This is a genomic window from Pseudomonas guariconensis (assembly GCF_900102675.1).
Lineage (GTDB): Bacteria > Pseudomonadota > Gammaproteobacteria > Pseudomonadales > Pseudomonadaceae > Aquipseudomonas > Aquipseudomonas guariconensis.
This window is the reverse complement of sequence record NZ_FMYX01000013.1, coordinates 30,356-56,232: the sequence shown is the minus strand read 5'-3', so window position 1 is coordinate 56,232 and position 25,877 is coordinate 30,356. Positions and strand designations below refer to the sequence as shown.

Sequence of the window (25,877 nt, the reverse complement as noted above, 5' to 3'; positions counted from 1 at the left end):
CGGTATCAAGCCTGGGTACTGACCATGCCACCGGCGCTGCTGCCGCCGGTTTTGCTCAGGGCTTCCAACAGTTGCGCGGTGGCCGCCTGGATTTCACCGCTGATCGTGGCGATGCTCGCCTGCTTGGCGGTGATCGCTGCCAGCTTGCTGGTTTCGTCCATGTTCTGGGCCGCCAGCTGAGCCAGTTGCTTTTGCTCCTCGGCCAGCTGCTTCTGCAGCTTCTTGATCATCTCCCGCAATTGCTTGATGTGCGGCGGCTCACCGCTGTCCTCGGCACTTTCCGCTTGCTTGGCCTGTTTGGCCTGCGTGGTATCACGCAGCCCGGAAAGATCGACCTGCACGCCCGTCGCCTTGCCCTGTTCGGTCTTGTCCGCCTCGCCCGCCTGGGTGGTCGTGGCCAGCGATGGGCTGGCGATGTTGATCCCTGTGATGCCTACCATGTGTTTCTCCCTGCCCATTAGGGCCATTTAGACGCAGTAACTATCGGCCGCCCGGCGCACTTCTTGAGCGTCAGCGCCCGCCAATAAATTTGCCGTCCCGCCATTCGTCCACCTGATACCCGAGCCCTGCCCTGGCCCACACCTGCCCGGCACCTCGCCCCGATCAGCCCTGCAACGAGATGGCAATGACCACGACCCGCTCCCGCAAAGCCCTGTACATTGGCCTGCCCCTGGCCTTGGCAGCCGCCCTTGGCGCTGCCGGTTACTTCCACTGGTTCGGCCAGGATCCTGGCTACCCGCGCCCCATCGTCGAGCAGGCCAATGCCCTGCACGAGCACATGCTCTCTTTCGACAGCCATGTGACCGTGCCACTGGACCTGGGTACAGCAGGCAACGAGCTCGACAAGGACGGTCCGGGCCAGTTCGACCTGGTCAAGGCCGGCCGTGGACGACTCTCCGGCGCGGCGCTGACGATTTTCGGCTGGCCGGAGATCTGGAACGGGCCCAACGCCCCGCACCGTCCCACCCCGGGCTTCGTCGACGAGGCCCGCCACCAGCAGGAAGTGCGCTACAAGATCATCACCGGCATGGTCCGCGATTTCCCCAACCAAGTGGGCATCGCCTACACCCCCGAAGACTTCCGACGCCTGAACGGCGAAGGCAAGTTCGCCATCTTCATCAGCATGCTCAATGCCTACCCGCTCGGCCACGACCTGTCCCAGCTCGACCTATGGGCGGCGCGTGGCATGCGCATGTTCGGCTTCAGCTACACCGGCAACAACGACTGGGCCGACTCCTCGCGACCGCTGCCGTTCTTCAACGACACCGCCGATGCCCTTGGCGGGCTGTCGCCGCTGGGTGAGCAGGCGGTCAAGCGCCTGAACGATCTGGGCGTGATCATCGATGTGTCGCAGATGTCCACGCTGGCCCTGGAAGATGTCGCCCGTCTTTCCCGCGCGCCGATCGTCGCCTCCCACTCCGCGCCCCGGGCGCTGGTGGATATTCCACGCAACCTGTCCGACAAGGAGATGCAACTGATCAAGGACAGCGGCGGCGTGATCCAGGTGGTCGGCTTCGGCCAGTACCTCAAACCGCTGGGCAAGCCAGTACTCGACAAGCTCCAGGCCCTGCGCACGCGTTTCGACCTGCCGCCCTTGCAGGGCCTGGCCAACGCCCTGATGCCAGGCGATGCGGTGATCGCCATCTGGCCCGAGGCGCGCTTCGGCGAGTACGCAAGTTCGCTCTACGGCATCCTCGAGGAAGAGCCCAAGGCCACCCTCAAGCAGTACGTCGATGCCATCGACTACACGGTCAAGAAGGTCGGCATCGACCATGTCGGCATCAGCTCGGACTTCAATGACGGCGGCGGCCTGGAGGGCTGGAAGGACGTCAGCGAAATCCGCAATGTCACCGCCGAACTGCTCACCCGCGGCTACAGCGAAACCGACATCGCCAAGCTGTGGGCCGGCAACTTCCTGCGCGTGTGGGAGCAGGTCCAGAAATCCGCCCACCCTGTCGCCCACCGCTGATCAAGGCCTGACCGCTCATGAGCAATCGCCGTACCTTCCTCAAGCAAGCCGGCCTGCTGGCCGCAAGCCTTCCCATGATGCCCCACGCCCTGGCCGTCGCCGCGCCCGCGTCGCTGACCGGCCAGGACAAATGGCGCCAGCTGCGCACATTGTTTCCCCAGGCGCCGGAGGTGATTCACCTGTCCAATTTCCTGGTGACCACCCACCCTCGGCCAGTGCAGGAGAGCATCGACCGCTACCGCGCCGAACTCGACCGCAACCCGGCGCAGTGGATGGACTGGCACAGCCAGGCAGTGTGGAAGCGCGAGGCCGAGGTCCGCGAGTGGGCCGCACGCTATCTGGGCGTCAAGCCCCGCCAGATTGCCCTGACCGGCAGCACCACTGAAGGCCTGGGGATGATCTACGCGGGCCTGAGGGTGGCGCCGCACCAGGAGATCCTCACCACCGAGCACGAACACTACTCGGCCAACACCAGCTTCGACCTTCGCCAACGCCGGCAAGGCACCCAGGTGCGCAAGCTTCGCCTGTTCGACGAGGCCTGGAACGTCAGCACCGAGCGCATCCTGGAGACCATCGACCGCGCCATCAGGCCCAATACCCGCGTCCTGGGCATGACCTGGGTGCATTCGGGCAGCGGCGTGAAACTGCCCATTGGCCAGATCGGCGAGCTGGTGCGTCGGCACAATCGCGACCGCGACGAGCAGGATCGCATCGTCTACGTGGTCGATGGCGTGCATGGGTTCGGCGTGGAAGATGCGCAGTTTTCCGACTTCAACTGCGACTACTTCATCGCCGGCACCCACAAGTGGATGTTCGGCCCCCGGGGCACCGGCCTGATCTGCGCCGCCAGCGAAAAACTGCAAGACCATCTGGTACCCACCTTCGCCACGTTCTCCGAGGACGAGGACTTCGCCACCATCATGACCCCCGGGGGCTATCACAGCTTCGAGCACCGCTGGTCAGTCGGCAAAGCCTTCGAGCTGCACCTGCAATTGGGCAAGGCCGATGTGCAGGCGCGTATCCACCAGCTCAACGACTACTTCAAACAGCGCCTGGCGGAAATCGACCAACTCCAACTGGTCACCCCCCAAGGCAGCACCCATTCGGCCGGGTTCACCTTCTTCCGCGTCAAGGCCGAGGAAGACCAGGACCGGTTCGCCAACTACCTGATCGAACACCGGGTGATGGTCGACGCCGTGTACCGCGACGCAGGCCCGGTGATCCGCACCGCGCCGGGCCTGCTCAACGACGAACAGGAACTCGACCGTACCCTCGCGCTGCTCAAGCGCACGCTATGACCGCCACAGCAAGGAACCCACGATGCCCACGAACCTGCTACGCCCGCTATCCCTACTCGGCCTGCTCGGCTGCCTGCTCGCAGGCCCGGCCCGAGGCGCGCACGACCACAAGCCCGGCGAAGTGTTCCAGGACTGCAAGGACTGCCCGCAGATGGTGGTACTGCCCGCCGGTAGCTTCCAGATGGGCACCCCGGACGATGAGGTCGGCCGTCAGCCTGACGAGGGCCCGTTGCACCTGGTGACCTTCGACAAGCCCTTCGCCATCAGCCGCTTCCACGTTACCGCAGGCGAGTGGCAGGCCTACCTCAAACAGACCGGTACGGTGATCGCCGACGGTGACGATCGCCCAGGCCGGCGCTGCACCAACAGCGTCCCCAGCTACAAGCTCGACCCCAAAACCGCCGACCGCCACCCTGCCGTGTGCATGAGCTACAAGGACGTCGAGGCCTATGTCGCCTGGCTGTCGAAAAAGACTGGCCATACCTACCGCATGATCAGCGAGGCAGAACGCGAATACGCGGCCCGTGCCGGCAGCACTGGGCCATTCCCCTTCCCTCTGGACCCGGATGCCGACTACGAAATCACCCGCCACGCCAACGTCTACGGCCCCAAGGACGGCTTCAGCTATACCGCTCCCGTGGGCAGCTACCCGCCTAACGCCTTCGGCGTGTACGACATGCACGGCAACGTCTACGAATGGACTGCCGACTGCTATCACGACAGCTACGTCGGCGCGCCCAGCGATGGCAGCGCCTGGAAGGAACCCAACTGCGAGCTGGTGCAGCTGCGCGGCAACGACTGGGGCGAAGCACCGATCTTCTCCCGCTCGGGCAACCGCAACCAGACCTATCCGGACGATCGCGGCGACTGGATCGGCTTTCGCGTCGTCCGGGAACTGGAGAACGAGAAGAGTTCTAAATTGCACGGCTGACGGCTCGTTCTATCGGTGTACATGCGCAGGACCCGGGTGCCTTCAAGGCACCCACCTCCGACAGACCCCGAGGAATCGTCACCATGAGCCAGCACCCAACCTCCGAGCCCCTTCACGACCTGATTGGCGTAGGCTTCGGCCCTTCCAACCTGGCCTTGGCCATCGCCCTGGAAGAACTCGCCGACACCCACGGCTACGCCCTCGATGCCCTGTTCATCGACAAGCAGCGCAACTACCGCTGGCACGGCGACACCTTGGCCACCCAGAGCGAACTGCAGATCTCCTTCCTCAAGGATTTGGTGTCCCTGCGCAACCCCACCAGCCCCTACAGCTTCGTCAACTACCTGCACCAGAAGCAGCGCCTGGTGGACTTCGTCAACCTGGGCACCTTCTACCCCTGCCGCCTGGAGTACAACGACTACCTGCGCTGGGCTGCCGAACACTTCGCCACCCAGGCGGCCTATGGTGAGGAAGTGGTGCGCATCGAGCCGGTCCTGGAAGCCGGGCGCATCCAGCACCTGCAAGTGATCTCCCGCGAGGCGGGCGGCCAGGAGCGCCGCCGCCTGGCCCGCTCGGTGGTGGTCGGCACCGGCGGCACGCCGAAAGTGCCGGCGACCTTCGCCGCGTTCAAGCATGATCCACGGGTCTTCCACCACTCCACCTACCTCAAGAGCCTGGCGGCCCTGCCTTGCAGCGACGGCAAGCCGATGCGCATCGCCATCATCGGCTCTGGCCAGAGCGCGGCCGAGGCGTTCATCGACCTGAACGACAGCTACCCATCGGTGAAGGTCGACATGATCGTACGCGCCTCGGCGCTCAAACCCGCCGACGACAGCCCCTTCGTCAACGAAATCTTCGCGCCGCAGTACACCGACCTGGTGTTCAACCAGAGCCAGCCCGAGCGCAAGAAACTGATCGATGAGTACCACAACACCAACTACTCGGTGGTGGACATCGACCTGCTCGAGCGCATCTACGGCATCCTCTATCGCCAGAAAGTCGCCCACCAGTTCCGTCACGCCGTGCTCTGCCGCCGTCAAGTCGAAGCGGCCACCGCCACTGCCGAGGGCATCGAGCTGACCCTGCAGGACCTGGCCACACACCAGCAGCAGACCCATCGCTACGACGCGGTGATCCTTGCCACCGGCTACGAACGCCGTTCGCACCGCGAGCTTCTGGCGCCCCTGCAGCAGCACCTGAAGGACTTCGTGGTCGATCGCGACTACCGGGCCCTGGCCAGCGACGACCTGCAGGCGGCGGTGTACCTGCAAGGGTTCTGCGAAAGCTCACACGGCCTGTCCGACACCTTGCTCTCGGTGCTGCCGATGCGCGCCAGCGAAATCGGTCAGTCGCTGTACCAGACCCTGGCCGGCCAGCGTGCCGGGCTGCGTGAAGCCGTCGCCCTGAGCCGCGCGTGACGCGCGGCCGTTTTTTGAGGACGCTTCATGAGCTCGACAAAGGCTACATCCCGCGAACTGCTGTCGATCCTGCGCCCGCTGCTGCCCACCCTGGCCGTCTCCATCGTGCTGGGGATCGTCGGCGGCCTGAGCGTGACCGCACTGCTGGCGAGGATCAACGCCCTGATGCACAGCGAGCAGGCTATCGCCAGCGCGGTCATGCTCGGCTTCGCCGGACTGTGCGCGCTGGCCCTGGGCTGCGCCATCGCCGCGAACATCGGCACCAATTACGTTGGCCAGCAGGTGATCGCGCGCCTGCGCATCTCGTTGGGCGGCAAGGTACTCTGCGCCCCAATCGAGCAGTTGGAACGCTACCGCAGCCATCGCCTGATCCCGGTGCTGACCCACGACATCGACACCGTGAGCGACTTCACCTTCGGCCTGCCGCAGCTGATCGTCTCGCTGACCGTGACCTTGGGTTGCCTGGGCTACCTGGCCATGCTCGATGGGACGCTGTTCCTGATCACCGCCAGCGCTGTGGTGCTTGGCTGCATCGCCCAGTACGTGGCGCGCAGCCATGGCATGGGCGGCTTCGAAGCCGCCCGCGAAGAAGAAGACCAGTTGCAGAAGTACTACCGCAGCATGGCCGAGGGCGCCAAGGAACTGCGCATGCACCGCCAGCGCCGGCACACGCTGTACCGCGAGCAGGTGATTCCCACCGTGCAGCGCATCGCCGCACTGCAAATCCGCTCGGTGAACATCTTCCTGAGTGCCAGCACCTTCGGCTCGCTGCTGTTCTTCATGGTCATCGGCTTGTGCCTGGCCCAGCAGACCTGGGGGGTGCCGGTCGAAAACAGCGTGCTCAGCGGCTTCATCATGACCTTGCTGTTCATGAAAGGCCCGATGGAATCGGTGCTCAGCCTGCTGCCGCTGATCAGCCGCAACGCCGTCGCCCTCAAGCGCATCGCCGACATGAACGCCGCGTTCTCCACGCCCGAGCCGTTCCTGCTCCCCGCCAACGAGACCGGCGCACGCCCTGTGCTCAAAAGCCTGGAGCTGCGTGGACTGACCTATGCCTTCCCCAGCGTCGACGGCTTGCCACCATTTCGCATGGGGCCATTCGATCTGACGGTCACGCCAGGTGAACTGCTGTTCATCGTCGGCCAGAACGGCAGCGGCAAGACCACCCTGATCAAGCTGTTGCTGGGCCTGTACGAACCCGACAGCGGCCAGGTACTGCTCAACGGCCAGGCCGTCGGCCCTGCCCAGCGTGACGACTATCGCCAGCTGTTCACCACCGTGTTCGCCGACTTCTTCCTTTTCCAGGAACTGCTCGAACGCAAGGGCGTGCTCCCCGAGCACACCCAGGCCTACCTCGAGCGCCTGGAGCTGGCGCACAAGGTGACCATCCGCGACGGCGCGTTCTCGACCACCGACCTCTCCACCGGTCAGCGCAAACGCCTGGCCCTGCTGCACGCCTGGCTCGACGAGCGTCCGGTGCTGGTGTTCGACGAGTGGGCCGCCGATCAGGATCCGGCGTTTCGCAAGGTCTTCTACACCGAGCTGTTGCCGGACCTCAAACGCCAGGGCAAGACCGTGATCGTGATCTCCCACGACGACCGCTACTTCGACCTGGCCGACCAGCTCATCGAAGTACGTGGCGGCCAATTGCATCCCTTGACCGAGCGCGCCTGACCCCAGGCGCGTCTTTTTTACCCCTACCTGCAAGAATTTTTTCCGGTTTCCAGAAGGCTATGCGTCTTCTCCTTGAATACGAACAACTCTCATTCACCCAAAAATTACAAGTTCCTTCAAAGGAAGCACGATGTCTGTCAAACACGCACTGTCACCGTTGGCCCTGGCCCTCATGCTGCCCTGCGCAGCGCTGGTCCAGGCCCAGGAAATTCAGTTGAACATCCCGTCGCAACCGCTGGGCTCGGCACTGCAAGCCCTCGGCCAGCAGACCAACCTGCAGATCCTGTTCAGCCCTGACACCGTCGGCGGCAAGCGCTCCACCGCGGTGAACGGTCGCCTTGAGCCGCAGCAAGCGCTGCGCCAGATGCTGCAAGGCACCGGCGTGCGCTACAGCATCGACGGCTCCCAGGTCACCTTGCAGGGGCCCTCGGCGGGCGACGCTCTGGAGTTGGGGAACATCCAGATCGACGGCCAGGCCCTGAGCGCCATCTCCGAAGGCACGCACTCCTACGCGGCCCAGGCGGTCACCATCGGCAAAGGCACCGAGCGCCTGAAGGACATCCCGCAGTCGGTGACCGTGGTCACCCGCCAGCGCATGGATGACCAGAACATGAACAACCTGCAGGACGCGATGCGCCAGGTCACCGGCGCCACCATCAAGACCTACAACACCGGCTCAAGCCTGAACGACGTGTACATGCGCGGCTTTTTGGTGGACCAGGTGCAGGTCGATGGCGTCTCGCAGATCACCGGCCAAGGCGACATGGCCACCAGCTTCGACCTGGCCATGTATGACCGCGTCGAAGTGCTGCGCGGCCCGAGCGGCCTGTACGCAGGGTCCGGCGAGCCGGCCGGTACCATCAACGTGGTGCGCAAGCGCGCCCTGGACACCTTCGCCCTGAACGGCGAGGTGGCCGCAGGTTCCTGGGACCGCTATCGCACCATGGTCGACGTCACCGGCCCGCTGAATGCCGAAGGCACGATCCGCGGCCGTGCGGTCACCGCCTACGAGAACAACAAATCGTTCGTCGACTATGTCGAGAACGAGCGCCCGATGTTCTATGGTCGCCTGGAAATGGACCTGGACCCGAGCACCACCCTGTCGTTCGGTGGTGCCTACCAGAAGAACGACTCCACTCCGGCGTTCGGCCTGCCGGCCTATGCCAACGGCAAGCTGCTGGATGTGGGCCGTCACACCTACATCGATGCCAAGTGGAACACGCTCAAGGAAGAGACCTGGGAAGCCTTCACCGAACTCGACCACGCCCTGGACAATGGCGGCCAGTGGAAGACCTCGCTGACCTACCGCGATGCCCGCACCCCCACCCGCGAGTTCACCTGGACCACCGACGGCGTGGACCCGGCGACCAATACCGCCATCGCGTCGATGTACTCCTACTACACCCGCATCAAGACCATGGGTCTGGACAGCTTCGTCACCTCGCCATTCACCTTCGCCGGTCGTACCCACGAGTTCACCCTCGGTGGCGAATACCAGCACCTGGACAAAGCCTTCACCTACGGCACAGCGGACCTTGACGGCGACGGCTGGGCGGACGGCTTTCCGATCGGCATCGGCGGCGCCAACGACCTGCCGCACCTGGACATGCCGCACACCAACTTCAACTACTCCAAGAGTGAGCAGTACGGGATCTACGGCCGCACCAAGCTCAGTGTCACCGACGAGCTGGACGTGATCCTGGGCAGCCGCGTGACCTGGTTCGAAGCTGACGCGAAGAACGCCAACACCTTCTTCAACAACTTCGGCAACCCGTCCACCGAGACCAACGCCAAGGCCATTCCCTATGGCGCCATCGTCTACAAGCTGACCCCCGAGCTTTCGGCCTACGCCAGCTACACCAGCGTGTTCAAGCCCCAGAGCGAAACCGACGCCACCGGCAAGCAGATGGTCGGCCCGCACAAGGGCAAGCAGTATGAAGTGGGCCTGAAGCAGGAACTGCTCGATGGTCGCCTGAACGCATCCCTGGCGATGTTCCAGATCTTCGACGAGAACCGTGCCCAGTGGAACGGCGTCAATGGCTACGAAGCCAGCGGCAAGGTGCGCAGCCAAGGCTGGGAAACCGAGCTGACCGGCAACCTGACCGACAACTGGAGCATCGCCACCGGCTATGCCTTCACCATGACCAAGCTGCTGGAGGACGACACCACCAACGGCGTGAGCAAAGGCAGCCAGTTCAGCACCATCACGCCCAAGCACAACTTCAATCTGTGGACCAAATACGAGTTCCTCGACGGCGCGCTCAAAGGCTTCCATGTGGCCGGGGGTACCCGTGTGGTCAGCGAAACCTCCTACAGACGCGGTGATGTCGACTTCGTTCAGGGTGGCTACGCGGTGACCACCGCGCAGGTGGGCTACAAATTCAGCGAGCACCTGAGCTCGACCCTGACCGCCAACAACCTGTTCGATCGCAAGTACTACGACCGGGTTGATAGTGCCTGGGGGTCGAACTTCTATGGCGAACCGCGGAATCTGACCTTGACCTTGCGCGCCCGCTACTGATCGGCGCCAGGCAGGACCAGGAGGCCGGAGCCACGTGTGTGGGCTCCGGCTTTTTCGTTGGGGCTGTGTCGGTTCTGAGGTTTGTGGGCTTAGCCATTGAGCTGGGTGACGCTGATTCACCCTTGCGCCCTTACGGCGGCTTACTTTTTTCTTGGAAAAAGCAAGCAAAACCGCTGCGCCCCTAATGGGCCACGCAGCGGCCCCCAAGCGCTCAGAGCCGCCGCTGGATTTCCTGCGCCAGCGTCGTCAGCATTTCGGGCACTTCGCCTACCACCTCGCCCATGCGTGCAAAGTCGTGTGTCATGCCTGCCTTGACCTCGCAGTCGATCTCGAGCCCAGCCCCGCGCACCCGTTCGGCATAAGCCAGGCCTTCATCGAGCAGTGGATCGAACTCGGCCAGCCACAAGATCGTCGGCGCCAGTTGCGCTGGCAGCTGGGCATGGATCGGCGAGAAGCGCCAGTCCAGCCGGTCTGCAGTATCACGTTCGTACTGCCGGTAGAACCAGCGCAGCGACTGCTTCTCCAGCAGGTAGCCCTCGGCGAAGCGTTCCAGCGAGGGTCGCTCCACCGCCGCGTCCAGCACCGGGTACAGCAGCACCTGGACCTTCGGCCGCAACGCCAGTTGCTCCGGGGCCGAAGCGGCGCGGATCGCCAGCGCGGCCACCAGGCTGCCGCCGACGCTGTCGCCTGCCAACGCCACCCGCCCGGCATCCAGGCCATGACGGGCGCCTTCATTGAGCAGCCACAGCGCCACGTCCTCGGCATCGTTGAATGCGGTGGGGAACTTGTGCTCCGGCGCCAACCGGTAGTCCGCCGACAGCACCACGAAGTCCCCCGCCAAGGCCAGGCGACGACATAGGGTGTCGTGGGAATCCAGGCTCCCCACCACATAGCCACCCCCATGGAAATACACCAATACCGGACGCAGTCGCTCCGCACCCTGGGCACGCTGATAGGCCCTCGCCGCCAGGGGCTGGCCGTCGCGGCTGGGGATCGTCAGCTGGGTGATTTCCAGGTTGCCGGCTGGGGCGCTGTCCAGCAGCCGTGAAGCTTGGGCGAACTGCTCGCGTGCCTGTTGCGGCGACAGTTCATGCATGGGCTGGCTCTTGCCGGTCAGGCGACCGAACTCCACCAGTTCGAGAAATCCTTCAATATCAGGGTGCAGCGGCATCGATCGGTCTCCAAAAAAAAACCACGCTCGACTCACTAACGTAAGCCGGGCGTGGCTATTTACTGCAAACCGCCAGACTGGCCGGTCAGGCTTGAGGCAGCCGCACCGGCTCCAGGGTCGCCAACACCCCATCAAGGCAGCCGGGGCTATGCAGGATGTCGTAGTGGCTGGCGCGCACCACCTCGGTGTGGGCAATACGCGGTTGCTGCGCTTCGAGCGCCGCTCGCTCACCGGTCGGGTTGGCACTGGCCCACCAGCAACGCAGCTCGGCCTTGACCACCGGCAACATCGGCAGCTCGCGCGACATTTGCTTGAGCCGCTGGCTGACCATGAAGGTATGCGCCAGCTCATCGGCCCCGAGCAAGGCATAACCCGCGCCCTGTTGTGGCTGACGCTGGATCACCTCGGCAATCAACCCACCCACCTCCTGGGCCTCGATCGCCCTGTGCCCGTCGAGCACTGGTTGCACCGCGTCCGGGTCCATCCCCAGGGTGGCGCAGAGGAAGGCCTGCAGGTCTTCGCGCAGCGCTTCGGCCTGCTCACGGGTGCCCAGCGGCACGTAGCTGTCCACCAGGCCCAGCCAGCGTACGCTCTGCCCTTGGCCCTCCAGGACCTGAGCCACCAGCAGTGCCAGACTGCCGCCGAGCGACCAGCCCAGCAAGTGATACGGCCCCTGGGGCTGGCGAACGCGAATGGCAGCGGCGTAGTCACTGGCCATCTGCGCCAGCGACAAGTCTTGCCACTGGCGGTCCAGCAGCATCCGGCACTGCACGCCGTACACCGTGCGCTGCCCTTCCAGGCGCCGGGCCAGGGGCTCGTAGTCGAACACTGTGCCGAACCCTGCATGCAGGCAGAACAGCGGCGCTGCATCCGTCACCGGTTGGTTGAGCAGCAGCAACGGCTCCGGCGCCTGGCCCTGGGCGGCGGTCAGGCCGGCGATGGTCGGGTTGGCCATCATGTCGCGCAGCTTGAGTTCGAAGCCCAGCCCCGGCATCGCCCGTACCTGGGAGATCACCTTCAAGGTGCGCAGCGAATCGCCGCCCAGCTCGAAGAAGTTGTCGGTGATGCCCACCTGATCGACACCCAGCACCTGTTGCCAGACCTGCGCCAGCGCCGCCTGCAGGGGCGTGCGCGGTGCAACGAATTCGCGGGCACCGAAGTCAGGGTCCGGCAGCGCCTTGCGGTCGAGCTTGCCATTGGGCGTGAGCGGGAACTGCGCCAGCACCACCACCTGGGCCGGCACCATGTAGTCCGGCAGGCGCTCGCGCAGGGCCGCCAGCAGGCGCTGGCTCAACCCCTGTTCGGCAGCGGCGACCACATAACCGATCAGCTGGCGGCCTTGCGGTGTGTCGCGCACCACCACCAAGGCATCCTTGACCCCGGTCTGTTCGCGCAGCCTCGCCTCGATCTCGCCCAGCTCGATCCGGAAGCCCCGAACCTTGACCTGATGGTCGACGCGCCCCACGTAATCCACTACGCCATCGGCGCGCATGCGCACCAAATCGCCCGTGCGGTACAGCCGCGCTCCCGGCGCGCCGAACGGGTCGGCGATGAAGCGCTCGGCGGTCTGGCCGCGGTGGTGATGGTAGCCGCGGGCAACGCCCTCGCCACCGATGAACAGCTCACCGACCAGGCCCGGCGGCAAGGGATTGAGGTCGCCATCGAGCACGTACAGGGTCCGCGCCCCCACCGCCAGACCGATCGGCGCATACATTGCCTGGCAATGCCCGCTCGCCGGGGTCTTCCACAGCAGCGGCGTGACCACGGTCTCGGTCGGGCCATAGCCGTTGACCAGGTACTGTGGCGCCAGGCTGCGCTTGACCCGCTCGAAGCTGGCATCCGGTACTGCATCACCGCCAAAGCAGTAGATGCGCACGGCCGGCGCCTCGCCTTGGCGTTCGGCCTGCTCGGCCAGCTCCAGCAAGTACGCCGGCGGGAAGCAGGCGATGGTGATGCGTTGCGCCTTGAGCACCTGCAAGGTCTGCTCGGCGGTCCACAGGTTGTTGTCACGGATCACCAGGGTGCCGCCACTGATCAACGTGGTGATCCAACGCTCATGGGCGCCATCGAAGGCGAACGACATGAAGTGCAGCTCGCGGCTGTCGTGGTCCATCTCGTAGAGCTGGGCGATAGCCTGCACATGCATGCTGATCGCCCCATGGGCCACGGCGACACTCTTGGGCTTGCCGGTAGAACCCGAGGTGTAGATCAGGTAGGCCAGGCCCAGGTCCTGAACCGCCGGCAAGCCCGAGGCATCGACCGTTTCATCGAGTACCAGCGTATCGACCGCAAGGCAGGTTACCGACGACGACAGGGTCACCCGATCCTGCAGGCGATGCTGGGTCAGCAACACCGCCATGCCCGCGTCGGCCATCATGTAGCGCAGGCGCTCGGCTGGGTACTCCGGGTCCAGCGGCACATAGGCACCGCCGCTCTTGAGTACCGCCAGCAGCGACACCACCAGCTCCAGCGAGCGCTCCATGAACACGCCCACCACGGTTTCCGGCCCTACACCCAACGCTTGCAGACGCACGGCCAAGGCCGTGGCGCGGCGCTCGAGGGTAGCGTAGTCGAGCACTTGCTCGCCCAGCACCAACGCTGGGTGTTGTGGCAGCTCCCGGGCGCGACGGGCAATCAGCTCATGCACCGGGGTGTTGACCACAGTTGGCGCGGCCGCCTGCAACTGGCGTGGCGCGCCCTCGACCAGGCCCAGACAGCCGACCGGCTGGAGGGCATCGTCGCACAGCCTGCAAAGCAGGCTTTCCATGTGCGCGCGTATCTGCTCGACCGTCGCAGGATCAAAGTGCGAACGCTGGTGCATGTACTCGATGCGCAGACCGCCCTCCTCCACGCTGACCATCAGGTCCATGGCAAAGCTGGTCAGGCCGAAGTCCGATACCTCCTCAAAGCGCAGTGAGTCGCCGTCCCACTCGCGCAGCGTGCGATCGACCGGCTGGTTCTCGAACACGATGATGCTGTCGAACAGCGCCTGGCCGCCCTGCCCGGCCCAGCGCTGGATATCGCCCAGTGGCGTGTGCTGGTGATCGCGGATGCACAGGTTGTAGGCCTGCAGCTCACGCAGCCAGTCGCCCACGGCCTGGGTGGTCGGTACGCTACTGACCACCGGCAAGGTGTTGATGAACAGCCCAAGCATCTGCTCGGCGCCTTCCAGGGTTTCCGGACGCCCCGACACGGTGGCGCCGAAGGTCACCGTGCGCTGGCCGCTGTAACGCTGCAACAGCAGCAGCCAGGCCGCCTGGACCAAGGTGTTGAGGGTCACCCTTTGCCCCTGGGCGAACTGCTGCAGGCGCGTGGTCTGCGTTGCATCCAGCTGGGTGTAGAGCGCGTGATAGCCCGCCTGCGGCTGCTTGACCGGTACGGCACGGGCAAGGTGCGTCGGCCCTTCCAGCGCTGCCAGCGCAGTCTTCCAGAACGCTTCGCTGGTCAGCGGATCCTGGCGCTGCAGCCAGCCGATGTAATGACGGTACTCGGCCACCGGAGACAGCGCCTGGCCACTGTAGTGGCGCAGCACGTCACCGATCAGCCGCGAGACGCTCCAGCCATCCATGAGGATGTGGTGGTAGGTCCAGATCAGCCGGTACCGCTGCTCATCGATGCGCACCAACAGCACCCGCAGCAACGGCGCGCTCCCCAGGGCAAAGCCCTGCTCGCGCTCGGCATCGGCCAGCACGCGCACGGTCTGCCGGGCGTCGGCGCGGTTGCGCCAGTCGAGCACGCTCAGCAGCGGCGGCACTTCGCGCAGCACCACCTGCAGCGGCTCCTGCTCGCCCTCCCAGAGGAACGCGGTGCGCAGGATCGCGTGGCGGCGGGCTACCGCCTCCCACGCCGCAAGCATGCGCTGCGGATCCACGCCCACCACGCCTACTTCGATCTGGTTGACGTACAGGCCATCGTCGCTGTCCTGCAGCCCGTGGAACAGCATGCCCTGCTGCATGGGCGACAGCGGGTAGGCGTCCTCCACTTGCGCGGCAGTGAGCCCAAGGCGCGCCAGTTGGGCCTGCGAAAGCCCCACCGACACCCGCGCCACCGGCGTCTCGAGCGCCGGTGCCAGGGCGGTGGCGACCTGGGCCAAAGCCTCCAGGGTCGGGTGGCTGAACACATCCTTGGGCGTGATCGACAGCCCCGCCTTGCGCGCCAGGGCCACGGCCTGGATCGACACGATCGAGTCGCCACCGAGTTCGAAGAAGTCATCTTCGACGCTGATGTCGTCGCGCTCGAACAGCGCCTGCCAGACCGCCAGCAAGCTCGCTTCCTCAAGCGTGGCCGGTGCGCGCCCCTGACGCGTGCGCGCCTCAGGTGCCGGCAGACGGCGCCGGTCGAGTTTGCCGTTGGCCGTCACCGGCATGCGTTCGAGTTCGATCAATTGAGCCGGTTGCATGTGCTCGGGCAGTCGCTCGGCCAGGGCAGCCTTGAGCACCGCGGGGTCGAGCGCGCCGGCACTGGGTACCAGATACGCCACCAGTTGCGTGCTCTTGCCCACCTCCAGCGCCAGTACCACGGCTTCGGCGACGCCGGGCTGTTCGACCAGGGCGGCCTCGATTTCGCCCAGTTCGATGCGCAGGCCGCGGATCTTCACCTGATGGTCGATTCGGCCGATGTATTCGATCACCCCGTCGGCGCGGTAGCGGGCCAGGTCGCCGGTGCGGTACAGCCGCTGGCCGGCGTCGAATGGCGAGGCGACGAAACGCTCGGCGGTCAGCCCAGGGCGCTGGTGGTAACCGCGCGCCAGGCCCACGCCGCCCAAATACAGCTCACCGACCCGGCCCACGGCCTGGAGCTGCAGGCTGTCGTCGAGGATATAGGTACGCAGGTTGGCGATGGGACGGCCGATCGGCACGCTGTGCCCACCGTCGTCGCGGCAGGTCCAGTGAGTCACGTCGATGGCCGCCTCGGTGGGGCCGTACAGGTTGTACAGCCCGGCCTTGGGCAGCACGCGCAGCACCTGGCGTTGCAATTCGGCGGGCAACGCCTCGCCACTGCAGATCACCTGGCGCAGGCTGTGACAGGAGGCCGCGCCCTCGTCGCGCACGAACGCCTGCAACATCGACGGCACGAAATGCAGCGTATCGACCTGGTGACGGTTGATCAGCGCCACCAGTTGCGCCGGGTCCCGATGCGCCCCGGGCTCGGCGATGGCCAGGCGGGCGCCGACCATCAGCGGCCAGAAGAACTCCCACACCGACACATCGAAGCTGAACGGCGTCTTCTGCAACACCGTGTCCCCCGCGCCCAGCGGGTAGGCCGCCTGCATCCAGGCCAGGCGGTTGTACAAAGCGTCGTGACGGTTGCCCGCGCCCTTGGGTCGGCCGGTGGAACCCGAGGTGTAGATCATGTACGCCAGCGAAGCGCCGTCCAGGGCCAGGTCCAGGTTGTGGTCCGGGCCTTGGGTGAGGTCCAGCTGATCCAGGCACAGCACCTGGACGCCATCGACCAGCGGCAAGCGCGCTACCAGGGTGCTGTGGCTGAGCAGCAAGCCCACGCCGCTGTCCTCGAGCATGTACTGCAGGCGCTCGGCCGGGTAGTCCGGATCCATCGGTACGTAGGCGCCACCGGCCTTGAGGACAGCCAACAGGCCAATCACCAGTTCCAGGGAGCGCTCGGCGGCGATGCCGACCAGCACCTCCGGGCCCACCCCGTGCGCGCGCAAGCGGTGCGCCAGGCGGTTGGCCTGGCGGTTGAGCTCGGCGTAGTCCAGTTGCTGATCGCCAAACACCAGTGCCGGCGCCTGCCCCGCACGCTCGGCCTGCGACTCGAACAGCCGATGCACCGGTTGCATTGGCGCGAAGGCCACCTGGGTGTCGTTCCAGGCCAGCAGTTGCAAATCGCGCTCCGAATCCCCCAGCAGCGTCAATTGGCCCAGCGCCTGCTCAGGCGCTGCGGCCATGGCCTGCAACAGGTTGCACAGGTGCTCGTGCAGGCTGGCGATGAAGGTGTCGCCAAAGGCGCTGCGGGCATAGTTGTAGCGCAGCGACAGGCGCGCGCCGAAGTCGGCCGAAACCGTCAGCGGGAAATGGGTCTGTTCGCGACCTTGCACATCGAGGATGCGCAAGCCCGTGTCCGGTCCCTGCTGCAGCGCCTCGGCCAGCGGGTAGTTCTCGAATACCAGCAAGGTGTCGAACAGATTGCCCAGCCCTGCCAGGCGCTGCACCTCGGCCAGCGGACTGTGCTCGTACTCGCGCAGGTCCAGGTTCAGCGCCTGGATCGCCTGTACCCACTGCGCCACCGATTGCCCGGGTTCAGGGCGGGCGATCACCGGCAGGGTGTTGATGAACAGGCCCAACTGCTGCTCGATGCCCGGCAGGTCTACCGGACGGCCAGCCACGGTGGCGCCGAAAGCCACGCAGGCTTGCCCGCTGTAGCGCTGCAACAGCAGCAGCCAGGCGGCCTGCACCAAGCTGTTGAGGGTGACCTTGTGCTGCCGGGCAAACGCGCCCAGGCGCTCGCTGGTCGCCGGGTCGAGCACCTGGAAATATTCTCCGAAGCCCGTTGCGCCAGGCTCGGCCTGAGCACCATTGGCCAGCAAAGTCGGCTCTTCGAGCGGCGCCAGCTGGGCGCTCCAGAAGTCCTGGGCGGACTGGGCATCCTGGACGACGAGCCAGGCCATGTAGTCGCGGTAGCGGCTGGCACTGCTGGCCGGGGTCTGGCCGGCATAACGCTGCATCACTTCGCCGAGCAACTGCGAGGTGCTCCAGCCATCGAGCAGGATGTGGTGGTGCGTGACGATCAGGTGCTGCCGGCCTTCGGCGGTGTCCAGCACGCTGACCCGCAGCAGCGGTGCCTGGGCCAGATCGAAACCGCGCTGACGGTCAGCTTCGGCGAATGCCTCCAGGGCACTGCGCGGCTGGCCGCGATAGTCCAGCCGTTCCAGCGGCAGACGCACCTGGCGCCCGATCGCCTGCAACGGCTGGCGCAGTTCATCGCCCCACAAAAAGCGCGCACGCAGGGTGTCATGGGCGTCCAGCGCCCCCTGCCAGGCCGCCCGCAAGGCTTCGACGTCCAGGCCTTCGACGTCCAGGCGCAGTTGGTGAACGTAGGCGCCTGGCTCATCGTCGTAGAGGCTGTGGAACAGCATGCCCTGCTGCATCGGCGACAGCGGGTAAAGGTCTTCGACGTCGCGCGCCACAAGGTTCAGGGCATCGAGCTGCGCCTGGTGCAGTTGCGCCAGCGGTACATCGGCCGGTGTCAGCCCGCCATCGCTGGCCAGGCAGTGCTCGACCAGCGCACGCAAGGCCTGGCCATAGGCGTCGGCCAGGGCCTGCATCTGGGTCTGGGCGAAGCGGCGCGGGTCGAACGACCAGCTCAGGCACAGCTCGCCGCCATACACCTGCCCATTGATGCTCAGGCCTTCGAGCACTGTGTTGCCCGGCGCCTGCTCGTCACCGCCGCGCTCGCGTGCCGGTTGCCAAGCCGCCTGTGCATCGAAGCTGGCATCGAACTGGCCCATGTAGTTGAAGGTGATGGCCGGTGCCGGCAGCGCCCCCAGCCCCACGTCGGCCAAATAGCGCAGGATGGCGAAACCGATACCTTTGTTCGGCACCGCACGCAGTTGCTCCTTGACGGCCTTGATGCTGGCGCCGGCATCCAGCGCCGGGGTCAGCTTGACCGGGAAGATCGAGGTGAACCACCCCACCGTGCGGCTCAGGTCGATGTCCTCGAACAGGTCTTCGCGGCCATGGCCTTCGAGCTGCACCAGGGTCGAGGCCTGGCCGGTCCAGGCACAGATCACCTGGGCCAGGGCGGTCAGCAACAGGTCGTTGACCTGGGTGCGGTAGGCTGCCGGGGCCTGCTGCAGCAATTGGCGGGTGAGGTTCGGGTCCAGGCAGGTCTGCACGGCGCAGATCTCCTGCGCCACCGGGTGGGACACAGCCTGGCTCGGCAGGCCTGGCGTCACGTCCTGGTACTGGGCGTGCCAGTACGCGGCCTCGGCCAGCAATGACGGGCTCTGCGCATGCTGTACCAGGCGCCGGGCCCACTGCTGGTAGGCGCTGGTCTTGCCCGGCAGGCGCGGCTGCTCGCCGGCGGCCAATTGCTGGAGGGCCTGCTGCAGATCCTCCAGCAGCACCCGCCAGGACACCCCGTCCACCACCAGGTGATGGACCACCAACAGCAAGCGCTGCCCGCCCTCTGCCATGTCCACCAGCAGGGCGCGCAGCAGCGGTCCCTCGGCCAGATCCAGGCTAGCCTGAGCCTGGTTGCACAGCGCCAGCAAGGCCTGCTCGTCCCAGGCGTGGGCGTGCTGCAGCACCGGCTGCTCGGCGCCCTCCTCGGCATGCCATTGACGCCACTGGCCGGCCTGCTGCGCAAAGCGCAGGCGCAGGGCGTCGTGCTGGCGCATCACGCAGGCCAGCGCCCTACGCAGCTGCTGCGCATCGACCGGCTGGCGCAGGTCCAGCAACACCGACTGGTTCCAGTGGGCGCGATGGGCCACGGGCTGCTCGAAGAACCACTGCTGGATCGGCGTCAGCGGCGCCTCCCCAACCACCGGCGCACCGCTGTGGACGGCCGCCTCGCTGCGCACCGCGACCCGCGCCAGACTTTGCACGGTCTGGTATTGGAACAGGTCCTTGGGGCTGAAGCGGATGCCGCTCTGACGGGCACGGCTGACCAGCTGGATGGCGATGATCGAGTCGCCACCGAGCTCGAAGAAGTTGTCATCGATGCTGACCGGCGCACGCTTGAGCACCTCTTCCCAGAGCGTGACCAGGTCAGCCTGCAGCGCATCCTGCGGCGCTTGCCAGGCCCCTCGCGACGGCGCCAGGCCCGGCGCGGGCAGCGCCTTGCGGTCGAGCTTGCCGTTGCTGGTCAGCGGCCAGGCGTCGAGCACCATCAAGTGTGCGGGCACCATGTAGTCAGGCAGCTCGCCGCGCAGGTAGTCACGCAGGCCCTGGCCGAAGGTGCTGCTGCCGGCCTCGACGCCAGCCTTGACCACCAGGTAGCCGACCAGTTGCTTGCTGGCGCCAGCCTCGTGCACCAGCACCAGGGCCTGGGCGACCTGCGGATGCTGTTGCAGGCAGCGCTGGATCTCGCCCAGCTCGATGCGAAAACCGCGGATCTTCACCTGATGGTCGATCCGGCCGATGTACTCGAGGCTGCCGTCGGCGCTGTAGCGGGCCAGATCGCCCGTGCGGTACAGGCGCGCCCCAGGGCGCTCGGCGAAGGGGTCGGCCACAAAGCGCGTGGCAGTCAGATCCGCGCGTTGATGGTAGCCCCGTGCCAGGCCCGCCCCGCCCACGTACAGCTCGCCCACGCAGCCTTTGGCCACCGGGTTCAAACGGCTGTCGAGCACGTACCACGACAAATCGCCGATCGGCTCGCCCAGCGGGCTGCTGTTGCTCGATTCAAGGTCGGCCCAGCCCAGTGGCCGGTAACTCACGTGCACCGTGGTCTCGGTAATGCCGTACATGTTCACCAGTTGCGGCTGGCGATCGCCGAAGGCTTCGAACCAAGGCCGCAGGTCTGCCACCGCCAGGGCCTCGCCGCCGAAGATCACCGTGCGCAGGGCCAGCGGCCCCTGGTCACGGGCCGCGCACGCCACCTCGATCAGCGGGCGGAAGGCCGACGGCGTCTGGTTGAGCACCGTCACGCCCTCCTCGCGCAACAGGCGGTGGAAGTCCTGGGGCGAACGGCTGGTGGCATAGGGCACCACCACCAGCGTGCCGCCATGCAGCAATGCGCCGAAGATCTCCCACACCGAAAAATCGAACGCATAGGAATGGAACAGCGTCCACACATCGTGCTCGTCGAAGCCGAACCACTGCTGGGTGGCCTGGAACAGGCGCAACACATTGGCATGGGGCAACAAGGTGCCCTTGGGCTTGCCGGTGGAGCCTGAGGTGTAGATGACGTAGGCCAGGTTGTCGGGGTCGGTCAGGTTGGGTAGGTCGTGCTCGGGCGCCTCGCTCAGCCAGTCACCGGCCTGATCGAGCAACAGCGTCTGAAGGCCCTCGACCTGCGGCAGGCGCGCGGCAAGCGGCGCCTGGCTGATCAGCAGGCGTGTGCCGCTGTCTTCGAGCAGATAGGCCAGGCGCTCCTCGGGGTACTCAGGGTCCAGCGACACATAGGCACCGCCGGCCTTGAGGATCGCCAGCAGCCCCACCAGCATCTCCAGCGAGCGCGGCAAGGCGATGCCCACGCGCACATCCGGGCCTACGCCCTGGGCACGCAGGTGCCAGGCCAGGCGGTTGGCCCGGCGGTTGAGCTCGCCATAGCTCAGGCGCTCGCCCTCGCAGACCACCGCAGTGGCCGCTGGGTGCAACGCCGCCTGGCGCTCGATGCGCTGGTGCAGGCACTCGCGCACCTCATGCCGGGCCGGATTGGGGTTCCACTCGGCCAGGGTGGCAGCGCGCTCAGCGGCATCGAGCATCGGCAGCTCGCCCAGGGCCGTGGCCGGATTGCGCACGATCGCTTGCAGCAAGTTCAACCAGTGGCGCGCCATGCGCTCGAGGGTGGCGGCCTCGAACAGGTCGGTGGCATAGGTGAACGCCGCGCTCAAGCCCTCGGGCCCTTCGACGGTATCGAGCATCAGGTCGAACTTGGTGCTGCGTTCATCGACCGCCAGTACTTCGACCTCCAGCCCCTGCAACGACCAGCGGGCACTGCCCTCGGCGGCCTGCTGATGATTGAGCATCACCTGGAACAGCGGGCTCTGGTTCAGGCTGCGTTCTGGCTGCAGCGCGTCCACCAGTTGTTCGAACGGCACGTCCTGATGGCTCTGAGCTTGCACGGCCGCAGCCTTGAGGGCCTGCAGCAGGTCCAGGAAGGGTTGCTCGGGCTGCGGCTGGCTGCGCAGCACCTGGGTGTTGATGAAAAAGCCCAGCAGCGTCTGCACGTCCTGGCGTGTGCGGTTGGCCACCGGCACGCCGACACGGATGTCGTGCTCGCCGCTGTAGCGGTGCAGCAACGCATGCAGCGACGCCAGCAGCACCACGAACAGCGTACAGCCCTGCTCGCGGGCCAACTGGCGCAGGCCTTCCAAGGTTGCGGCGGGCACCTGGACGCTGACGCAATCGCCCTGCTGGCTGGGCACGCTCGGGCGCTTGCGGTCCAGCGGCAGGCTCAAAAGCGGGTGTTCATCGCCCAACTGCTCGCGCCAATACTGCAATTGCCGCTCGCCCTCGCCCGCCTCCAGCCACAGCCGCTGCCACAGGGCAAAGTCGGCGTACTGGATCGGCAGGGCCTCTACCTGCGGCGCCTGGCCGCTGGCGAACGCCGCGTAGTGGCGGGTGAATTCCTCGATCAGGATGGGCAACGAGGCGCCATCGGTGACGATATGGTGCAGCGTGAGCACCAACACATGATCCTGGGCGCCGAGCCGGACCAACCGGGCGCGCATCAGCGGGCCGTGGGCCAGGTCGAACGGTGCCCGGGCAGCGCTGGCGATGGCAGCCTGAAGGCCTGCCTCGTGCGCCTCGACCTGCTCCAGCGGGCAGGCCATCGCAGGGTGGATCACTTGCTGCACAGCCCCCGCCTCCAGGCAGAAGGTGGTGCGCAGTACTTCATGACGCGCCAGCAGCGCGGCCAGGGTCTGCTCCAGGGCCGCACGGTCCAGCGGGCCGCGCAGGCGGAAGGCACCGGTCAGGTTGTAGGCGCTGGCCTGCGGCTCCAGTTGCCAGATGAACCACAGCCGCTGCTGGGCGTAGGACGCCGGCACCACCTGCAAACCCGCCGCACGCGGCGGGATCGGCAGGGCTTCCAGGGTCAGGCCCTGCTCGCGCATCTTGCCTTGCAGCGCCTGTCGGGCTTCGGCCGACATCCCTGCAAACCGTTGCGCCAGCGCCAGCATTCTGTCCGGTACCGCATTCATAGAGCTTCAACCTCGTCGAACAGCGCCTCCAGGGAGTCCACTGTGTTTTGCTGATTACCGGCTTGCTCGCGCAATGCATCGATCTCCTGCGCCAGGCGCTCGAGGGTCTCGCCCTCGAAGAACACCCGCAGCGGGATCGTCAGGCCCAAGGCTTCCTGGATCCGGGTACGGATCGCGGTGGCCAGCAGCGAGTGGCCGCCGAGCTCGAAGAAGCTGTCCTGCACACCGACCTTGTCCACCTGCAGGGCCTCGGCCCAGATACCGGCCAGGGTGCGCTCAAGGTCCGTGCGCGGGGCGATGTACTGGCTGCGTCGGCTGTCCAGGGCCAGCAAGGCATTGCGGTCGAGCTTGCCATTGGGGGTCTGCGGGAAGCGTTCCAGCACCCGGATGCGCGCCGGCAGCATGTGCTCGGGCAGCACCTGGGAGAGGTGGCTGTGCAGGTCCAGGCCCAGTTGCTCGTGACCTTCCTGAGTAGAAACGACGAAGGCCAGCAATTGTTTACCCGCCGCGGTGTCATGGGCGATCACCAGGGCATCGTCCACGCCGCGCCCGGCGCGCAGGGCGTTTTCGATTTCGCCCAGCTCGATGCGAAAACCGCGCAGCTTGACCTGATGATCCAGGCGCCCAAGACAGTCCAGGGTACCGTCGACCCGGTAGCGCGCTACATCGCCTGTGCGGTACAGGCGCTGCCCCGGTTCCTGGGCGAACGGGTCCGGCAAGAAGCGCTCGGCGGTCAGGGACGGCCGCGCCAGGTAGCCACGGCACAGGCCATCGCCGGCCACGTGCAGCTCGCCCTCGACACCCGGCGCGACCGGCTCGAACTGCGCGTCCAGCACATGCACCCGCAGGCCCTGGACCGGCTTGCCGATGGCGATGCCATGGCCGTCGGCCGGGTCCAGGTAGGTGGCGATGGACCACACGGTGGCTTCGCTCGGTCCGTACTCGTTGACCAGCGAAACCCCGGCCAGGCGCTCGCTGTGGCGCCGCGCAAGCTCTTGGGTGCAGGCCTCGCCGGCGACGATCACGCAGCGCAGGCTCGGTGCATCGAGGTATTCGAGGATCTGCCCGTGGAACGAGGGCAGCGTCAGGTAATGGGTCACGCCCTCCCGGGCGATCAGCGCGGCCAGCTGTTGCGGATCCTTGTAGCTGTGCTCGTCCGGCAGGGTCAGTGTCGCGCCCTGGCTCAACGCCCAGAAGACACCGGCAACGGAGCTGTCGAAGGAGAACGACGACAGCATCAGGAAATTGCCCAGCGCTTCGCGGTAGAAGTGCCCACGGGCCAAGGTCGAGGCCACTGCGTTGGCGTGGCTGACCATGACCCCCTTGGGCTTGCCGGTGGAGCCGGAGGTGTAGATCACGTAGGCCAGATTGTCGGCATCGCCCAGTGGCGCCGGGGCCTGCTCGCTGGCCGACCACACGGGCGCATCGGCGGCCAGGGAAGTGACCGTCAAACGCGGGTCCTGCTGCCAGGCCGCAGGCAGCGGCAGGCAGGCCAGCACCTGCTCGGCACCGGCATCGGCGAGCATGAAGGCCAGGCGCTCGGCCGGGTAGTTCGGGTCCAGCGGCAGGTAGGCGCCTCCGGCCTTGAGGATGCCCAGCAGTGCCACCACCAGCTCGCGGCTGCGCTGGCCATACACCGCCACCACCTGGTCCGGGCCTGTGCCCTGGGCGCGCAAGGTGTTGGCCACCTGGTTCGACAGGCGCTCCAGCTCGCCATAGGTCAGCCGCTCGCCGCCCACGCTCAAGGCGATGGCCTGGGGCTGACGCTCGGCCTGCTCGGCGAACAACGCTTGCAACTGCCGCGCCTGGCGCAGGGAGGCGGCCTGGGGGTTGAAGCCCTGCAGCACCAGCCGGCGTCCAGCCTCATCGAGCAGGCCGGCCTCGGCAAGGTCCTGCGCTGGCGCGACCAGGGCCTGACCGGCAAAGTGCAGGAACTGCCCCAGCAGCGTCTGCAAGGCCTCGACGCTGAAAGCGCCGGCATCGGCATCCAGGCGCACCAAGCCTTCGCCTAGCACCAGGCGCAGGCGCTCGGCCGGCCCTTCGGCGTCCAGCGCCAAAACGCTTTGTTCAGCGGCGTTCGGGCGATGGACGAAGCCGTAGCGGCACAGCCCCAGGTCGAACTCGTTCAGGCAGTCCAGCCAGGAGCGCGACTGTTCGAGGCGGGTCGTCATCTCGTCGGTCAACCCATCGAGGCTGGCGCCCTGGCGTTGGTCGAAGGCCACCGGCAGGGCCCGGGCGAACACGCCACAGGCATCGGCCAGATCCTCGTTACGGCCCTCCACGTGCAGGCCGATCAGCAAGCGGTCCTGCTGGCTGATACGGGCCAGGAAAGCGCCCCACAGCGCCAGCACCCGCGCCTCGCCGCCGTCGCTCGACAGCAGCGCCTCGAGCGTCCGATCGGCACGGCTGGCCTGGTGGCGAGCGTTGGCGTGGCCTGGGGTTTCGAAGGCCAGGCGGTGGTTGACCTGATGGCTGCGCACCAGCGCCTGCCAGAACGCCGCGCCCTGGCGGCCCAGCTCATCTTCGCGCAGTTCCTGCTGCCAGGCGGCGAAGTCGACGTACTGCAACGCCTCGTGGTTGTCGGCGAGCACGCGGCCCTCGCACAAGGCGGCCAACTCGCCCGCCACCATCAGCAGGCTGGCGCGGTCGAGGCTGGCCGCGCTGCCCAGCAGCAACAGGCGTGGCTGGGCACCGGCCAGGGCGCTCACCGCCACGCTGCAGGCACCGGCTGCACTCACCTGGGCCCTGGCCCAGGCCAGCGCCTGGTCCAGGTCGCGGTCGGCCTCGGCATGTACGGCGCCAGGCACTTGCGCCTGCACGGCCTGCAGCGGCCAGGTCATGCCCGGCAGGCGGCGGTATAGGGTGCGCAGTATTTCGTGGCGCGCACCCAGGGTCGCCAGGTGCGCGGACAGCGCGCTGGCATCGGGCAGGCGTGCGACGCTGAGCACCACCCAGGCGTGCCCTGGGTGCTCGCCCTGGTTGGCCAAAGCCAGCGCCTGCTGGGCAGAGGCCTGGAACAGTTCACCGCCTACGTCGTCATGGCCTGGCTGGAGGGAGAGGGTCATGTGTGG

At 66.5% G+C, this 25,877-nt stretch carries 10 protein-coding genes; 6 read left to right on the top strand and 4 right to left on the bottom strand.

The window, feature by feature from the left end; all coding sequences use genetic code 11:
• Positions 1-5: 5 nt before the first annotated feature.
• Positions 6-440, bottom strand: a complete 435-nt coding sequence (locus tag BLS27_RS19615) for a hypothetical protein (protein WP_090346435.1) — start codon at positions 438-440, stop codon at positions 6-8.
• A 185-nt stretch (positions 441-625) separates the two neighbouring features.
• Here BLS27_RS19615 and pvdM point away from each other — a divergent pair, with 185 nt between their 5' ends.
• The 6 genes from pvdM to BLS27_RS19585 all read left to right on the top strand — a co-directional run bounded on the left by pvdM (position 626) and on the right by BLS27_RS19585 (position 9,811).
• The gene (gene pvdM / locus BLS27_RS19610; protein WP_043211591.1) at positions 626-1,969 is read left to right on the top strand and encodes a pyoverdine-tailoring dipeptidase-like protein PvdM; all 1,344 of its coding nucleotides are present in this window, start codon (positions 626-628) and stop codon (positions 1,967-1,969) included.
• 17 nt (positions 1,970-1,986) lie between these two features.
• Positions 1,987-3,267 (top strand): pyoverdine-tailoring periplasmic protein PvdN, encoded by a 1,281-nt coding sequence (pvdN, locus tag BLS27_RS19605; protein ID WP_090346431.1) that lies wholly within the window; start codon positions 1,987-1,989, stop codon positions 3,265-3,267.
• 22 nt (positions 3,268-3,289) lie between these two features.
• Entirely contained in the window at positions 3,290-4,198 is a 909-nt protein-coding gene (gene pvdO / locus BLS27_RS19600; protein WP_043211588.1) for a dihydropyoverdine dehydrogenase, read from the top strand.
• A gap of 83 nt (positions 4,199-4,281) precedes the next feature.
• Positions 4,282-5,616: a lysine N(6)-hydroxylase/L-ornithine N(5)-oxygenase family protein gene (locus BLS27_RS19595; protein ID WP_043211586.1), complete on the top strand. Its 1,335-nt coding sequence runs from the start codon at positions 4,282-4,284 to the stop codon at positions 5,614-5,616.
• Positions 5,617-5,643: 27 nt separating this feature from the next.
• Positions 5,644-7,290 (top strand): cyclic peptide export ABC transporter, encoded by a 1,647-nt coding sequence (locus BLS27_RS19590; RefSeq protein ID WP_090346428.1) that lies wholly within the window; start codon positions 5,644-5,646, stop codon positions 7,288-7,290.
• Between the two features lie 130 nt (positions 7,291-7,420).
• Positions 7,421-9,811 carry a TonB-dependent siderophore receptor gene (locus BLS27_RS19585; RefSeq protein ID WP_090346426.1) on the top strand — a complete coding sequence of 797 codons (2,391 nt, stop codon included), beginning with the start codon at positions 7,421-7,423 and terminating at the stop codon, positions 9,809-9,811.
• A 211-nt stretch (positions 9,812-10,022) separates the two neighbouring features.
• Here BLS27_RS19585 and BLS27_RS19580 read toward each other — a convergent pair whose 3' ends face one another.
• The 3 genes from BLS27_RS19580 to BLS27_RS19570 all read right to left on the bottom strand — a co-directional run bounded on the left by BLS27_RS19580 (position 10,023) and on the right by BLS27_RS19570 (position 25,871).
• Positions 10,023-10,982, bottom strand: coding sequence for an alpha/beta hydrolase (locus BLS27_RS19580; RefSeq protein WP_090346424.1), 960 nt, complete (start codon positions 10,980-10,982; stop codon positions 10,023-10,025).
• 85 nt (positions 10,983-11,067) lie between these two features.
• The gene (locus tag BLS27_RS19575; RefSeq protein WP_090346420.1) at positions 11,068-22,806 is read right to left on the bottom strand and encodes an amino acid adenylation domain-containing protein; all 11,739 of its coding nucleotides are present in this window, start codon (positions 22,804-22,806) and stop codon (positions 11,068-11,070) included.
• On the bottom strand, positions 22,803-25,871 hold the full coding sequence (locus BLS27_RS19570; protein ID WP_090346417.1) for a non-ribosomal peptide synthetase: 3,069 nt from the start codon (positions 25,869-25,871) through the stop codon (positions 22,803-22,805). Before BLS27_RS19570 ends, BLS27_RS19575 begins: the two co-directional genes overlap by 4 nt.
• Positions 25,872-25,877: the final 6 nt, after the last annotated feature.

Bases quoted from the DNA above. Each gene is read 5' to 3' on its own strand.
- pvdM (WP_043211591.1), top strand. From the start codon at position 626: ATGACCACGACCCGCTCCCGCAAAGCCCTGTACATTGGCCTGCCCCTG.
- BLS27_RS19590 (WP_090346428.1), top strand. From the start codon at position 5,644: ATGAGCTCGACAAAGGCTACATCCCGCGAACTGCTGTCGATCCTGCGC.
- BLS27_RS19580 (WP_090346424.1), bottom strand. From the start codon at position 10,982: ATGCCGCTGCACCCTGATATTGAAGGATTTCTCGAACTGGTGGAGTTC.
- BLS27_RS19570 (WP_090346417.1), bottom strand. From the start codon at position 25,871: ATGACCCTCTCCCTCCAGCCAGGCCATGACGACGTAGGCGGTGAACTG.
- BLS27_RS19585 (WP_090346426.1), top strand. From the start codon at position 7,421: ATGTCTGTCAAACACGCACTGTCACCGTTGGCCCTGGCCCTCATGCTG.
- pvdO (WP_043211588.1), top strand. From the start codon at position 3,290: ATGCCCACGAACCTGCTACGCCCGCTATCCCTACTCGGCCTGCTCGGC.
- pvdN (WP_090346431.1), top strand. From the start codon at position 1,987: ATGAGCAATCGCCGTACCTTCCTCAAGCAAGCCGGCCTGCTGGCCGCA.
- BLS27_RS19595 (WP_043211586.1), top strand. From the start codon at position 4,282: ATGAGCCAGCACCCAACCTCCGAGCCCCTTCACGACCTGATTGGCGTA.
- BLS27_RS19575 (WP_090346420.1), bottom strand. From the start codon at position 22,806: ATGAATGCGGTACCGGACAGAATGCTGGCGCTGGCGCAACGGTTTGCA.
- BLS27_RS19615 (WP_090346435.1), bottom strand. From the start codon at position 440: ATGGTAGGCATCACAGGGATCAACATCGCCAGCCCATCGCTGGCCACG.